The following is a 14,414-nucleotide window of genomic DNA, read 5'->3' on the forward strand; positions in this document are numbered from 1 at the left end:
GTGGCGGGTCCGGCGACCCGCCCGGGCCGACTGTGGTGGCCCTCCGGCGGGGCGGGCGGGGAAGACGGCGGCGACCTGCGGCGTTGCCTCCCACTGACACCCGCCCGACCATCGCCGCGCGGCGGGTCGCGCGGGGGTTCATGGTCGTGTCGGGCCGTCCGGCTAGGCTCGCTGCGGCGCGCCGCGCGTGGAGATCGAGACGGTGAGCGGCACCACCACCGCCGAGACCGGGGGAGTACGACCAGTTGACCGCACAGCCTGAGACCCTCTACGGGGCCGACGACCTCACCCACCTCGAGGGCCTGGACGCCGTCCGCAAGCGTCCCGGCATGTACATCGGCTCCACCGACAGCCGTGGCGTGGGTCACCTCGTCAACGAGATCCTCGACAACTCGACCGACGAGGGTGTCGCCGGTCACGCCACGAAGATCACCGTCGTGCTGCACGCCGACGGCTCGGTGCAGGTCGACGACGACGGCCGGGGCATCCCCACCGACGTGCACGCCAAGTCCGGCATCTCCGGCGTCGAGCTGGTGCTGACCCGGCTGCACGCCGGCGGCAAGTTCGGCGGCTCGGGCTACAAGACCTCCGGCGGCCTGCACGGCGTCGGCGCGTCGGCGGTCAACGCGCTGTCCCGGCGGTTCGACGTCACCGTCCGGCGCGCCGGCAAGATCCACGCGATGTCGTTCCGGCACGGCGTGCCCGGCGTCTTCGACGGCGACGGCCCGGACGCCCCCTTCACTCCCGGCCCCGGCCTGCAGATCGTCGGGGCGATGAAGCGCGGCCAGCGCACCGGCACCTCGATCCGCTACTGGCACGACGCCCGCTACTTCGAGACCGGCGCGACGCTCGACGTCGAGGCCGTCCGGATGAAGCTGCGCAACACCGCCTTCCTGGTGCCCGGCGTCGACTACCGGCTGCGCGACGAGACCGGTGAGCAGCCCGCCGAGGAGCGCTTCCACTTCCCGAACGGCCTCACCGACATGGTGGAGTTCCTGGCCCCGCCCGGCGACCGCCCCGTCTCCGGCACCCTGCTGGTCACCGGCGAGGGGACGTACCGGGAGAACGCCGCCGACGCCAACGGCGTGATGCAGTCCAACGTGCAGCGCCGCGCCGAGGTCGAGGTGGCCTTCCGCTGGGGCACCGGCTACGAGCGCACCGTCGAGTGCTTCACCAACACCATCCGCAACGCCCACGGCGGCACCCACCGCAAGGGCTTCGAGCGGGCGCTGGCCCGTACCCTCGCCGACGCCGTGCGCAACACCCGCGGCCTGCTCAAGGCGAAGGAGGAGCCGCCCACCCTGGACGACGTGCTGGAGGGCATGACGGCGGTGGTGCACGTGCGGATCCCCGAGCCGCAGTTCACCTCGCAGACCAAGGACGAGCTCTCCACCGCCGGCATCACCAAGGTCATCCAGTCGCTGACCGAGCAGCACGTCAAGGCGTGGCTGGAGGACCGGCGGACGAAGGCCGAGGCGCGCACCGTCCTGCAGAAGATCGTCGACGCGGCCCGGGTACGGCTGACCCAGAAGCAGCAGAAGGACGCGGCCCGGCGCAAGACCGCCCTGGAGGGCGCGGCGATGCCGGCCAAGCTGGTGGACTGCCGTGCGGCCGGGATCGAGCGCAGCGAGCTGTTCATCGTGGAGGGCGACAGCGCCCTGGGCACCGGGCGGCTGGCCCGGTCCGCCGAGTACCAGGCGCTGCTGCCGATCCGCGGCAAGATCCTCAACGTGCAGAAGGCCAACCTCCAGCAGGTGCTGGACAACGCCGAGTGCGCCGCGATCGTGCAGGTGCTCGGCGCCGGCTCGGGGCGGACCTTCGACCTGTCGGCGATGCGCTACGGCCGCGTGCTGATCATGGCGGACGCCGACGTGGACGGCGCGCACATCCGTACCCTGCTGATCACGCTCTTCGCCCGGTACATGCGGCCGCTGATCGAGGCCGGCCGGCTCTACGCCGCGATGCCGCCCCTGCACAAGATCACCACGAAGGGGCGCAACCCGCAGACCGTCTACACCTACACCCAGGCCGAGATGGAGGCGACGGTCCGCAAGTTGGAGAAGGCCGGCAAGCAGATCGTCACCCCGATCCCGCGCTTCAAGGGTCTCGGTGAGATGGACGCCGACGAGCTGTGGGAGACCACCATGAACCCGGCCACCCGGGCGGTGCGCCGGATCACCCTCGACGACGTCGACGCCGCCGAACGGATCCTCGAACTGCTGATGGGGGAGAAGGTCGAGCCCCGCCGCAACTGGCTGATCGAGTCCTCCGACCGGGTCGACCGGGAAGCGATCGACGCATGAGCCCGCTGACCGCCGCGCACGCAGAAGGAAGCTGAACGATGGCACGCCGCAAGGACGACCGCGCCAAGGTGGACCTGTCCGCCTTCGACCAGGCCGGCGCGCGGGTGTTCGACAACCCGCTGGTCACCGAGGTCTCCGACTCCTACCTGGAGTACGCCTTCTCGGTCATCCACTCCCGCGCCCTGCCCGACGCCCGCGACGGCCTCAAGCCGGTGCACCGGCGCATCCTCTGGTCGATGCACGAGGCCGGCCACCGCCCCGACCGGGGCCACGTGAAGTCCGCCCGGGTCGTCGGCGACGTGATGGGCAAGTACCACCCGCACGGCGACACCGCGATCTACGACGCGATGGTCCGCCTCGCCCAGGACTTCTCGCTCAACGTGCCGTTGATCGACGGGCACGGCAACTTCGGCTCCCCGGACGACGGCCCCGCCGCGGCGCGCTACACCGAGGCCCGGCTCTCCCGCGAGGCGATGCTGCTCGTCGGCGAGCTGGGCGAGGACACCGTCGACGTCGAGCCGAACTACGACGGCTCGCTGACCCAGCCCACCGTGCTGCCCGCCGCCTTCCCGAACCTGCTGGTCAACGGCGCGTCCGGGATCGCGGTCGGGATGGCGACCAACATGATCCCGCACAACCTCGGCGAGGTGGTCTCCGCCGCCCGCTGGCTGATCAACCACCCGGACGCCACCCTCGACAAGCTGATGGAGTTCGTCCCCGGCCCGGACCTGCCCACCGGCGGTCTGCTGCTCGGCCTGGACGAGGTGCGCCGGGCGTACGAGACCGGGCGCGGCGTGGTGCGGATGCGCGGCCGGGTCGAGATCGGCCCGCTGGAGGGCAGCCGCGGCCGGCAGGCGATCACCGTGGTCGAGCTGCCGTACGGCGTCGGCGCGGAGAAGGTCATCGCGGCGATCACCAACGAGGTCACCAAGACCAAGCGGCTCACCGGCATCGCCGACGTCAAGGACCTCACCGACCGGGAGAGCGGCACCCGCCTGGTCATCGAGTGCAAGGTCGGGGTGAACCCGCAGGCCCTGCTGGCCGACCTCTACCGGCTCACCCCGCTGGAGCAGTCCTTCGGCGTCAACAACCTCGTCCTGGTCGACGGCCAGCCGCGCACCCTGGGGCTGAAGGCGCTGCTGGACGTCTTCCTGGCCCACCGGTACGAGGTGGTCACCCGGCGCAGCGCGTACCGGCGGCGCAAGCGCGAGGAGCGGCTGCACCTGGTCGACGGTCTGCTGATCGCCCTGCTCGACATCGACAAGGTGGTCAAGCTGATCCGGGCCAGCGAGGACGCGCAGGCCGCCAAGGACGGCCTGATGCAGAAGTTCAAGCTCTCCGAGATCCAGGCCACCTACATCCTGGACACCCCGCTGCGCCGGCTGACCAAGTACGACCGGATCGAGCTGGAGGCCGAGCAGGAGAAGCTGCGCGGCGAGATCGCCGAGCTGTCGAAGATCCTCGACGACGACAAGGTGCTCAAGAAGGTCGTCTCCGACGAGCTGGCGGCGGTGGTGAAGCAGTTCGGCGCGCCGCGCCGCACCACCCTGGTCGACGGTGACCTCAAGGAGGTGCTGGCCGCGTCGGTGCCGGCCGGCCCGCTGGAGGTCGCCGACGACCCCTGCCAGGTGATCCTCTCCGCGACGGGGCTGGTCGCCCGGACCGCGGCCGAGTCGGAGGAGGCCGCCGAGGGGCGCCGGCGCAACGGCCGGGTCAAGCACGACACCGTCCGCGCGGTGGTGCACACCACGGCCCGGGGGCGGGTGCTCCTGGTGACCAGCGCCGGCCGGGCCTTCAAGATCGACGTGCTGCCGCTGCCGGTGCTGCCCGAGCAGGCCGGCACGGTGTCGCTGCGCGGCGGCATGTCCGCCGCCGAGCTGGTGCCGCTGGAGCCGGGGGAGACGGTGGTCGGCCTGGCCCCGCTCGGCGCGACCGCGCAGGGCTCGCCCGGTCTGGCGCTCGGCACCCGGCAGGGCGTGGTCAAGGTCTGCTCCCCGGAGTGGCCGGTGCGCTCGGACGAGTTCGAGGTCATCTCGCTGCGCGACGGCGACGAGGTGGTCGGGGCGACCTGGCTGACCGACGGCGCGGAGACGCTGGCGTTCATCACCAGCGAGGCGTCGCTGCTGCGCTTCGCCGCGTCACTGGTCCGTCCGCAGGGGCTCAAGGGCGGCGGCATGGCCGGCGTCAACCTGCCGGGGCAGGCCAGGGTGGTCTTCTTCGGTGCGGTGCGTACCGACGACCCGGTGCACGGTGAGCCGATGGTGGTCACCTCCACCGGCGCGACGGTGAAGGTGACGCCGTTCGGGGCGTACCCGGCGAAGGGCCGGGCGACCGGCGGCGTGCGCGCACAGCGGTTCCTCAAGGGCGAGGAGGACCTGGTGGTGGCCTGGGTCGGGCCGCGACCGGTCGGCGCGACGGCGACCGGCGACCCGGTCGAGCTGCCCCCGGCGGACCCGCGCCGCGACGGCAGCGGCTTCGCCGTGATGCTCGGCCCCACCGTCGTCGGCCACCTCATCGAACGCGACTGACCGTCGACGGCGCAGGGCCCGGGAGCATCCGCTCCCGGGCCCTGCGCCGTCCGCCCATCCCTCGCCCAGGGCCCGAAGCCGTCGATCATGAAGTTGTTGCCCTCCCCATCGGCGTGTCGCGGCAACAACTTCATGATCACCGGGCCGGGCCGGGGCGGGCCGGGGCGGGGCGGGCCGGGGCGGGGCGGGGCGGGGCGGGGCGGGGTGAGGGTGGGTCAGAGTTCGGGTTCGGGGCCTCGGCGGGTGTCGGCGGTGGTGCCGCGCAGGCGGGCGACGAGGCGCATGCCGTGGTAGATGACCAGGGCGGCGGCGGTGCCGAGGGCGATGCCGTTGAACGACAGGTCACCGGTGGTGAGGGTGTAGTTGGCCGCGCCGACGATCACCGCGACGGCGGCGGTCAACAGGTTGACCGGGTCGTGGAAGTCCACCCGGGCCTCGATCCAGATCCGCGCGCCGAGGATGGCGATCAGGCCGTAGAGCGCGGTGGTCGCGCCGCCGAGCACCCCCGCCGGCACGGTGAGGATCAGCGCGCCGAACTTCGGGCTGAGCCCGAGCAGCACCGCCGCCAGCCCGGCCACCCAGTACGCGGCGGTCGAGTAGACCCGGGTCGCCGCCATCACGCCGATGTTCTCCGCGTACGTGGTGGTGCCGGAGCCGCCGCCGGAGCCGGCGAGCACGGTGGCCAGGCCGTCGCCCAGGAACGCCCGGCCCATGTCCTTGTCCAGGTTGCGTCCGGTCATCGCGGCGACCGCCTTGACGTGCCCGGCGTTCTCCGCCACCAGCACCAGGATCACCGGGATGACCAGCACCACCGCGCGCAGGCTGAAGCTCGGCGCGTGGAACTCGGGCAGCCCCACCCAGGCCGCGTCGCGCAGCCCGTCGACGGCCTTCGGGTCGAGGTCACCGAGGAGCGCGGCGAGCACCCAGCCGACCACCACGCCGAGCAGGATGGACAGCCGGGCCAGGAAGCCCCGGAACGCGACGGTGGCCAGCAGGATCGCGGCCAGGGTGACCATGGCGATCAGCGGCTGGGCCTGCACCCCGGTGCCGCTGCCCCCGCCGTCCCAGGCCACCGGGGCGAGGTTGAGCCCGATCAGCGCGACGATCGCGCCGGTGACCACCGGTGGCATCAGCGCGTCGATCCAGCGTGCCCCGGCCCGCTGCACCACCAGGCCGACCAGGGCGAGCGCCACGCCGGCCACCACGATCCCGCCGAGCGCCGGGCCGATGTCACCGCCGGCCTTCGCCGCCAGCACCGGCGCGATGAAGGCGAACGACGAGCCGAGGTACGACGGCAGCCGGTTGCCGGTGACGACCAGGAACAGCAGGGTGCCGAGGCCGGAGAAGAAGAGCGTGGTGGCCGGCGGGAACCCGGTGATCAGCGGGACGGTGAACGTGGCGCCGAACATCGCCACCACGTGCTGCACGCCGACGCCGACCGTACGCGGCCAGGAGAGCCGCTCGCCCGGGTGCACCACGTCGCCCGGGGTGACCGAGCGGCCGTCGCCGTGCACGGTCCACGGGGACCGGCGGAAGGAGGGGGACTGGGTCATGAGGCGCCCTTCGCGTCGTCAGGTGACGGGGGCGTGGTCGACCCTGAGAGTTGTTTGTAGCACGCGACGGGTGGGGTCAGGCGACGCCGGTCGGGCGGAACTGGACGCTGACCCGGGGGCCGACCGGGCGGGCGGTCTTCGGGATCGCGTGCTCCCAGGTGCGCTGGCAGGAGCCGCCCATCACCACCAGGTCGCCGTGGCCGAGCGGGAAGCGCAGGCTGTCGCCGCCACCGCGCGGGCGCAGCAGCAGCGCCCGGGGCGAGCCGAACGAGACGATGGCGACCATGGTGTCGACGTGCGCGGAGCGGCCGAGGGTGTCGCCGTGCCAGGCGACGCTGTCCCGGCCGTCCCGGTAGAGACACATGCCGGCGGTCACGAACGGCTCGCCCAGCTCGGGGGCGTAGTGCCGGGTCAGCGCCGCCCGCGCCTCGGTCAGCACCGGGTGCGGCAGCGGCCGACCCTCGCCGTACCAGCAGAGCAGCCGGGGGACGTCGACCTCGGTGTCGTACATGGTGCGGCGTTCGGCCCGCCAGGGCACCTCGGTCAGCAGGGTGTCGAGCACGGCGTCGGAGCCGCGTACCCAACCGGGGAGATGGTCGACCCAGGCGCCCCGGGTGAGCACGTGCCGGCGCAGCGCGCCCGGCAGCGCGGCCGGCGCCGGCCCGGCGTCGGCGAGGTCGAACATCGACGGCTGGTAGGCGGCCCGCGTCATGCCGCCACCCTATCAGCGGTTTAGCACACCCGTACGAGACAGGACGGCGTCGGCGACGCGGGCCCGGCCCTGCCCGTCGACGGTGGCCCAGCCGCGGGCGGAGAGCGCGGCCCGCCGCCGGGGAGAGGTGAGCAGCCCGCGCAGGGTCCCCGCCGCCGCCGCGCGGGCCGCCCGCCCGGCCACCCCGGCCGCCGCCAGCTCCGGCAGCTCGCCGAGGCCGGCGGCGAGCCCGTGGGCCACCACCCGGTGGTACGACTCGCGTTGGTTGTCCACCACGCAGACCAGTGCGGACGGCGCCCCCAGGCAGCAGAGTTCCCAGGTGGAGGTGCCGGCGGCGCTGACCACCAGGTCCGCCGCGCCGATCAGCGCGGGCAGCGCGTCGGTGGGCGGCACCGGGCGCAGCGTCTGCCCGCGCCCCGGGGTGACCTCCTCCAGGTCCGCCTCGATCTCCGGCCGCCCGACCACCACGGTCAGCTCCATCGGGTGCCCGGTGCCGAGCAGCACCCGGGTCAGCACCGGGGCCGCGCCGACGGCGTCGGTGCCGCCGAAGAAGGCGAGCACCCGGGGCCGCCCCACCGCCGTCGCCATGCGGGGCGCGGCGGGCCGGGCCGCGATCACGGAGTCGCGCAGCAGCGCGTACCGGGTGCCGGCGAGCAGCCGCCCGGCCGCCGTGCCCGTGCCCGTGCCGGCTACCGTGCCGCCGGACGTGTCCGGGCCGGTCGCCGTGTCCGTGTCGGCGCCGAAGTTCTGGTCGAGGTAGAGGTCGGCGTCCTGACCCCGGGTGTCCCCGTCGACGACGGCCAGGGTGGTCACTCCGGCCGCGCGCAGCGCCCCCGCCCCGGCCGGGTCCAGGTCGTACGAGTCGAGCACCATCGCGTCCAGCCGGTGCGCGCGGGCCGCCTCGACCAACCCGCGCGGGGTGTCCGGCCCGGGGTGCAGGGGGATGCCCCGGGCGGTGAGCTGCGCCGCCGCCCAACCGACCCGCTCGACGGTGCCGAACAGCTCGACGGTGGCGCCCCGGGCCAGGAACTCCTCGCCGAGGGCCAGGCAGCGCACCAGGTGCCCGACGCCGCGCCGGGGCCCGGCGTCGCAGCGCAGCCCGATCCGTGGCGTGCTCAGGACTCCTCCAACCGTTTCTGTCGTACGCCGGCGTTGAGGGCGCGCAGCGCGGGCTGCCCGTCGAGCCAGTCGGCGAGCTCGGCCAGCGGCACGCTGACGTCGCCGAAATGGTCGGTCACCGCGCGGACCAGCGCCCAGTCCTGTTCGGTGTCCAGGGTCAGCCGCAGGTCGGAACGGTCCGGGGTGAGGGTCACCCCGAGCACCCGGAACAGCTCCGGGTGGGTGTACGCGTACGAGGTCACGTGCACCCGGTGGTGCCCGGTGGCGAGCCGGTCCAGGGTCCGCAGCACGTCCGCCCGGACGATCTCCACGTCCAGCCCCCGGGGCAGCGTACGGGCGATCGAGGTGCTGGCGTAGTCGAGTCCGGGCACCGCCCGGTACACCGCCGCGACCAGCGCGACGATCTCCGGGTCGAGCAGGGGGCAGTCGGCGGTGAAACGCAGGACCGCGTCGCCGGGGTGGGCGTCGAGCGCGCCGACGAACCGGGCCAGCACGTCGTCGACCGGGCCCCGGTGCCACGGCACGTCCAGCCGGCGGCACTCGTCCACCACCGCGTCGTCCACCGGGTCGGTGCTGGTCGCCACGACCAGCTCGGCCAGCGCCCCGCTGTCCCGGGCGGCCCGGACCACCCGGCCGAGCACGCTGCGCCCGGCCAACGGACGCAGCACCTTGCCGGGCAGCCGGGACGAGCCCATCCGGGCCTGCACGATCCCCACCATCCGCGGATCGCTCGTGCCACCACCGCCCGCCGCCGGACCGTCCCACCCGGGTCCCGGCCCCGCCGCCCCGGCAGCGGTGCCGGCCGTACCCTCGCTCACTGCTGTTCCTCCCTGGGCCGGCGCTGGCTCAGCGCGGCGGTGGCCCGGCGCTTGGCGGCGCGGGCGCCGCGCTTGGCCAGCCGGGCCGGGGTGATCGCGAGCCGGCCCACCCGGTAGCTGAGCGAGCCGCTGAGCAGGTTGATGGTGGCGTCGGCCCGGCGCAGCGCCCGCTCCCGGGAGGTCAGCAGGTCCTCGGTCCACTTCAGCAGCGCGGCGAGTCGGGTCATCTCCTCGCGCTGGCGCACCCACGCCTCGCGCAGCTGCTGGTAGCTGCGGGGCCCGGCCGGCGGGTCGGTGGGGGTGACCCCGCGCAGCTCGTCGGCGAGGCGGACCCGTCCGTCGGCGTCGAGGCCGCGCAGCGCGGCGGTGACCGCCGCCTCGGCCTCGACCGCCTCGTCGACCGTGGCCCGGGACAGGTCCCGGCCGGCGAGGCCGCCGAGCACCACGGTCAGCCCGGCCACGTCCAGGGTGGACGTCCAGGGGTGGGCGTATCCGGCGGTCAGCAGCGCGGCGGCGAAGCGCCACAGGCTGCGGGCCAGCGCCACGTCCAGGTCCAGCGGGGTGCTGGCCCGCCAGCTCGGGTCGAGCACGGCGAACGCGGGTGCGCCGTCCGGCGTCCCGGCGTCGGTCACCACCACGTTGTCGGTGCCGGCGAGCGCGGTCGCGCCGGCCAGCCGGCCGTCGGCGTCGGCCCGGCCGGCGAGCCAGCCCGCGTACCCGCGCAGCAGGTGGCGCAGGGTGTCCCGGTCGCGGCGCAGGCAGGCGTCGAGCAGCAGGGTGCGCAGCAGCCGCCCCTCGGGCACCGGCCCGTCCAGCGCGGCGGCGTCCCGGTGGGCCACCTCCCGGGTGGCGAAGGGCGCCGGCGCGGGCCGGGCGCTCCCGCCGGTCGCCCGCCACCGCCAGCCGTCCGGCCCGTCCACCACCTCGACCACGCCGACTCCCGGCGGCCCGGTCTGCACCAGCGCCACCGGCAGCGCGCCCGCCTCGGCCAGGGGGGACGGCTGCGGGTCGGGGCGGTGGGCGAGCAGCAGCCAGCCCGGGGCCAGGGCCGAGCCGAGCCCGGCGTGCAGCGCGTCGACGGCCAGCCGGGCCGGGTCCTGGAGCACCGCCGTGCCGGCGAAGCCGCCCGCGCAGGCGCCGTGCAGCACCGCGTCGAACAGCGCCGAGGTGGGCCGCCGGTCCAGCTCGTCGGCGGCCACCAGCACCGTCGGGGCGTTCGGGTCGGGGTACGCGGCGAAGCACGCCCCCGCCCGCAGCCCGACGCCGGTGAGCCGGACCCGCGCCTGCTCCGGGTTGGCCGGGCGGCCGGTGTCCAGCACCCCGCCGACCGACCACGCCGAGTCGGCCCGGTCGGCGTACCACGGGGTGGTGGCGACGAGCCGGTGCACGCCGAGCGGGTTGCCCACCCGCAGCAGCAGCGTCCCGCCCGGGGCGACCGCGTCGGCGAGCCGGGCCAGCACCCCCTCCCAGCCCAGCCGGGGTCCCTCCACCGACTCGATGGCGTCCGGGCCGGCGGCGGCCACCACCACGTCCCAGTGCTCGCCGGTGGGCAGGCCGGTCGGGCCGCCCACCACCACCCGGGCGCCCCGCTCGGCCAGCGCCACCCCGTCCGGGTGGCTGCGCAGCAGGCAGGTCACCTCGGCGTGCGCCAGCCGGTCCAGCAGCGCCGGGTCGTGCGGGCCGGCGAGCAGCACCCGGGCCCCGGCCGGCACGACCCGGGCCAGCAGCGCGCCCAGCGGACCGCCCTCGGCCCGCCGCTGCTCCGGCAGGTCGGACCAGGCGAGCATCTCCCCGCCGGGCAGCGCGATCCGGGGCGCGGTCTCAGTCGTCAACGTCGTCCTCCTGGAGGTTCGCCCATCCGAGCAGCTCGCGCAGCTCGGCCGGCGTACAGCGGTGGTCGGTGCCCAGTTCGGCGCGGGCGATCTCGACGGCGGTGGCCAGGTCGACCTGCTCGCCGTGCAGTTCCGGCCACTGGCGGCGGATGCGCGCGGTGCCGCCGAAGGTGGGGTCCTCGTCGGAGAGGATCATCGGGTCGCCGTAGACGGCCGGTTCGCAGCCGGCGGCGATGCCGTAGAAGATGGCGCTGGTCAGCCGGTTGGAGGCGACCCGGGCGTGCCGGCGCAGCTCGGTGAGCTGCTTGTCGAGGAAGAGCGGGTCGGTGTCCTTCCACCAGTGCCCCCGGTAGCCGTGGCAGATCACCCGGAAGCCGGCGTTCTCGTAGAGCCGGCGCACCCGGCGCATGCCGTACTCGTGCCAGTAGAGGCAGACCGTGACCGGGCCGGGTTCGGTGTCCCGGATCCGGGCGATCAGCTCCTTGTGGTCGCCCTTGACGTGCTGGCCCTCCCAGCCGTGGAACGGGTACCAGATGGTGCCCTCCCGCTGCGGCTGCGGCGGGTCGTCGGCGCGCAGGTCCAGCAGGTACGCGAAGGGCGCACCGATGGTGACGACGTTGCGCCGCCCCACCGACCAGGCCCGCCGCCGGGTCTGCTCGGACCAGAGCAGGCTCGGGGTGAACTCCGCGTACGGGTGGCCGGGCGCCAGCCCGTCGCCGATGTTCCAGCCGTGCTGGACGTACCCGTTGATCCGGGGCGGGTGCCCGTCGGCCAGCCCGCAGTAGCGGGCCAGCACGTGGGCGTGGCCGTAGAAGTGGTTCGCGTGGTGCATCGGTCCCCCGGTCAGGCGGCGGGACGCACGGGAGCGCCGCGCAGGGCGGCGCGGAGCGCGTCGATCACGCGGTCCTGGTCGGCGTCGGTCAGGGTGGGGAAGAGCGGCAGGGAGAGCTGCTCGGCGTAGAACGCCTCGGCGACCGGGCAGGACCCGCGCCGGTAGCCCAGGTCGGCGAAGGCCGGGTGCCAGTGCGCCGGCAGGTAGTTGACCTGCACCCCGATGCCGGCGGCACGCATCCGGTCGTACACCTCGCGGCGGCGGCCGTCGCGAACCCGGATCGGGTAGAGGTGCCAGGCCGGCGCGGCCCAGGAGCGGCGGCCCGGGATCGCCACGCCGTCGACGTCGGCCAGCGCCTCGTCGTAGCGGGCGACCAGCCGGGCCCGGGCGGCGAGGAAGTCGCCGAGCCGGCGCAGCTGGCTGCGGCCCAGCGCGCAGAGCACGTCGGGCAGCCGGTAGTTCAGCCCGAACTCGTGCACCTCCTGGTGCCAGCCGCCCTCGTCGGGCGCGCGCAGCTCGTCGCGGTCCCGGACCAGCCCGATGTTGCGGAACCGGCGGGCCCGCTCCAGCAGCTCCGGGTCGGTGGTGGCGACCGCGCCGCCCTCGGCGGTGGTCAGGTTCTTGGTGGGGAAGAACGAGAAGGTGGTCAGGTCGGCCAGCGACCCGACCGGCCGCCCCCGGTAGGTCGCGCCGATCGAGTGCGCGGCGTCGGCGAGCAGCAGCGTGTCGCGTCCGGCCAGCGCCGCGCGCAGGGCGTCGTAGTCGGCCGGGTGGCCGGCGTAGTCGACCGCCGCCACCACCCGGGTCCGGGCGGTCGTCGCGGCGGCGGCCGCCGCCGGGTCGAGGGTGTACGTCTCCTCCTCGACGTCGGCGAAGACCACCCGCGCGCCGAGGGCGACCGCGCTGCTCGCCGTCGCCACGAAGGTCATCGGCGGGACGACCACCTCGTCGCCGGGACCGACGCCGGCCGCCGCGTACGCCACGTGCAGCGCGGCGGTGCCGTTGGAGACCGCCGCGCAGCCGGCCCCGCCGGTCCACCCGGCCAGGTCGGCCTCGAAGCCGTCCACCTGCGGGCCGGTGGTGAGCCAGTCGCTGCGCAGCGCCGCGACCACGGCGGCGACGTCGTCCTCGGTGACCGACTGCCGCCCGTACGGGAGCATCGCCATCACGCGGTGATGCCGAGCATGTCGCGCAACTGCTCGACGCTCAGCCACTCGTCGTTGGTGTCCGACTGGTACGCGAACCCGTCCGGCACCGGCTCGCAGCCGACCGGCGGCTGGTAGCCCCAGGTGGCGATGGTGGGCTGGACGATGAACCGGTCCGCGGCGCGCAGCGTCCGCCGGCTGTCGTCCGGCGCGATCATCTCCTCGTGCAGCTTCTCGCCGGGGCGGATGCCGATCTCGTGGGTGGTGGCGTCCGGGGCGACCGCCTCGACCAGGTCGAGGATGCGCATGCTGGGGATGCGCGGCACGAACAGCTCGCCGCCCTGCATCTGGTCGAACGAGTCCATGACGAACTGGACGGCCTGCTCCAGGGTGATCCAGAAACGGGTCATCCGCTTGTCGGTGATGGGCAGGCTCCTGCCCTCGGCGGCAAGCCGGCGGAACAGCGGGACGACCGAGCCGCGGCTGCCCACCACGTTGCCGTAGCGCACCACGGCGAAGCGGGTGGGGTGCTGGGCGGCGTAGTGGTTGGCGGAGACGAAGAGCTTGTCGCCGACGAGCTTGGTCGCGCCGTACAGGTTGATCGGGCTGGACGCCTTGTCGGTGGAGAGGGCGATGACCTTCTTCACCCCGGCCTCGATCGCGGCGTCCACCACGTGCTGCGAGCCGGTGATGTTGGTGGCGATGAACTCCGACGGGTTGTACTCGGCGGTGTCCACCTGCTTCAGCGCGGCGGCGTGCACCACGTGGTCGACGCCGTGCATCGCCCGGGTGAGCCGGTGCCGGTCCCGGATGTCGCCGATGAACCAGCGCAGCCGGGGGTCGTCGCCCAGGTGCTGGCGCAGCTCGTACTGCTTCAGCTCGTCGCGGGAGAACACCACCACCCGGGCCGGGTCGGCCTCGGCGAGGATGTGCCGGAGGAAGGTCTTCCCGAAGGAACCGGTGCCGCCGGTGACCAGGATGGAGGATCCCGTCAGCTCACTCAATGTGGTGCTCCCATGATCGCAGGTTCTGCGCCGGCGGCCCGGGGCCACGCGACCGGACGGACGCTAGCCACGGCGGGTTAACGCACCGACGCCTGCGGGTGAACCGCCCGCGCTGCTCGCGTGAATGCCGAACGCCCGGCAGGCGAACACTTCCACCGTGCCCGTCAGGCGGCTGACCTGCGCGGATCCGTCCGACTACAGTGGCCCGCGCGGTGCTCGGCACGGCCGTACGTCGCACCCGTGCGACCCGCTCGTGCGCGGGGCTCGTGCGGCGTGTCGCCGAGCGTCTCGCGGTGGCGACGTCGCCGTCCGAGCCCTCCCGACAGGTGCCACCGCAGGCCCGACCCACCCGTGACCGGGTCCCGGATCCACCCGCCACCCGGCGGCCCCACGTCCCACCGGCCCTGCTGCCGGCCGGTCACCGTCGCCACCTCGCGGGGTGAGCCGGAGATCTTGGCGAGTTTCCGTTCCGTCCGAACGGAAACTCGCCAAGATCTTGCGCCGGTTGCCGGGCCGGGACACGACACCCGTCCCCGGCGACCGCCGGGGGCCCAGCGAGCAGGAGGCG

The 14,414-nt window shown here is 74.6% G+C and carries 10 protein-coding genes; 2 read left to right on the top strand and 8 right to left on the bottom strand.

The window, feature by feature from the left end; translation table 11 throughout:
• Nucleotides 1-245: 245 nt before the first annotated feature.
• Both GA0070614_RS24940 and GA0070614_RS24945 read left to right on the top strand, forming a co-directional pair.
• Nucleotides 246-2,303 carry a DNA gyrase/topoisomerase IV subunit B gene (locus GA0070614_RS24940; RefSeq protein ID WP_088978237.1) on the top strand — a complete coding sequence of 686 codons (2,058 nt, stop codon included), beginning with the start codon at nucleotides 246-248 and terminating at the stop codon, nucleotides 2,301-2,303.
• 38 nt (nucleotides 2,304-2,341) lie between these two features.
• Nucleotides 2,342-4,831 carry a DNA gyrase/topoisomerase IV subunit A gene (locus GA0070614_RS24945; RefSeq protein WP_088978238.1) on the top strand — a complete coding sequence of 830 codons (2,490 nt, stop codon included), beginning with the start codon at nucleotides 2,342-2,344 and terminating at the stop codon, nucleotides 4,829-4,831.
• Nucleotides 4,832-5,046: 215 nt separating this feature from the next.
• Here the strand turns inward: GA0070614_RS24945 and GA0070614_RS24950 are convergent, their stop codons facing one another.
• The 8 genes from GA0070614_RS24950 to pseB form a co-directional block, all read right to left on the bottom strand.
• Nucleotides 5,047-6,384: a uracil-xanthine permease family protein gene (locus tag GA0070614_RS24950; RefSeq protein WP_088978239.1), complete on the bottom strand. Its 1,338-nt coding sequence runs from the start codon at nucleotides 6,382-6,384 to the stop codon at nucleotides 5,047-5,049.
• Nucleotides 6,385-6,460: 76 nt separating this feature from the next.
• The gene (locus GA0070614_RS24955; RefSeq protein ID WP_088978240.1) at nucleotides 6,461-7,096 is read right to left on the bottom strand and encodes an alpha-ketoglutarate-dependent dioxygenase AlkB; all 636 of its coding nucleotides are present in this window, start codon (nucleotides 7,094-7,096) and stop codon (nucleotides 6,461-6,463) included.
• A 12-nt stretch (nucleotides 7,097-7,108) separates the two neighbouring features.
• Entirely contained in the window at nucleotides 7,109-8,215 is a 1,107-nt protein-coding gene (locus tag GA0070614_RS24960) for a PseG/SpsG family protein (protein WP_088979646.1), read from the bottom strand.
• On the bottom strand, nucleotides 8,212-8,934 hold the full coding sequence (locus GA0070614_RS24965; RefSeq protein WP_088978241.1) for a cytidylyltransferase domain-containing protein: 723 nt from the start codon (nucleotides 8,932-8,934) through the stop codon (nucleotides 8,212-8,214). The genes GA0070614_RS24960 and GA0070614_RS24965 overlap by 4 nt, the downstream gene beginning before the upstream one ends.
• Nucleotides 8,935-9,029: 95 nt before the next feature.
• Nucleotides 9,030-10,820, bottom strand: coding sequence for a hypothetical protein (locus GA0070614_RS24970; RefSeq protein ID WP_088979647.1), 1,791 nt, complete (start codon nucleotides 10,818-10,820; stop codon nucleotides 9,030-9,032).
• 34 nt (nucleotides 10,821-10,854) lie between these two features.
• Complete coding sequence (locus tag GA0070614_RS24975) at nucleotides 10,855-11,697, bottom strand: hypothetical protein (protein ID WP_088978242.1); 843 nt, start codon at nucleotides 11,695-11,697, stop codon at nucleotides 10,855-10,857.
• A gap of 11 nt (nucleotides 11,698-11,708) precedes the next feature.
• The gene (locus tag GA0070614_RS24980; protein WP_088978243.1) at nucleotides 11,709-12,866 is read right to left on the bottom strand and encodes a DegT/DnrJ/EryC1/StrS family aminotransferase; all 1,158 of its coding nucleotides are present in this window, start codon (nucleotides 12,864-12,866) and stop codon (nucleotides 11,709-11,711) included.
• Nucleotides 12,863-13,846: a UDP-N-acetylglucosamine 4,6-dehydratase (inverting) gene (pseB, locus tag GA0070614_RS24985; RefSeq protein ID WP_088978244.1), complete on the bottom strand. Its 984-nt coding sequence runs from the start codon at nucleotides 13,844-13,846 to the stop codon at nucleotides 12,863-12,865. The genes GA0070614_RS24980 and pseB overlap by 4 nt, the downstream gene beginning before the upstream one ends.
• Nucleotides 13,847-14,414: the final 568 nt, after the last annotated feature.

It is taken from the genome of Micromonospora coxensis, from assembly GCF_900090295.1.
Classification (GTDB): domain Bacteria; phylum Actinomycetota; class Actinomycetes; order Mycobacteriales; family Micromonosporaceae; genus Micromonospora; species Micromonospora coxensis.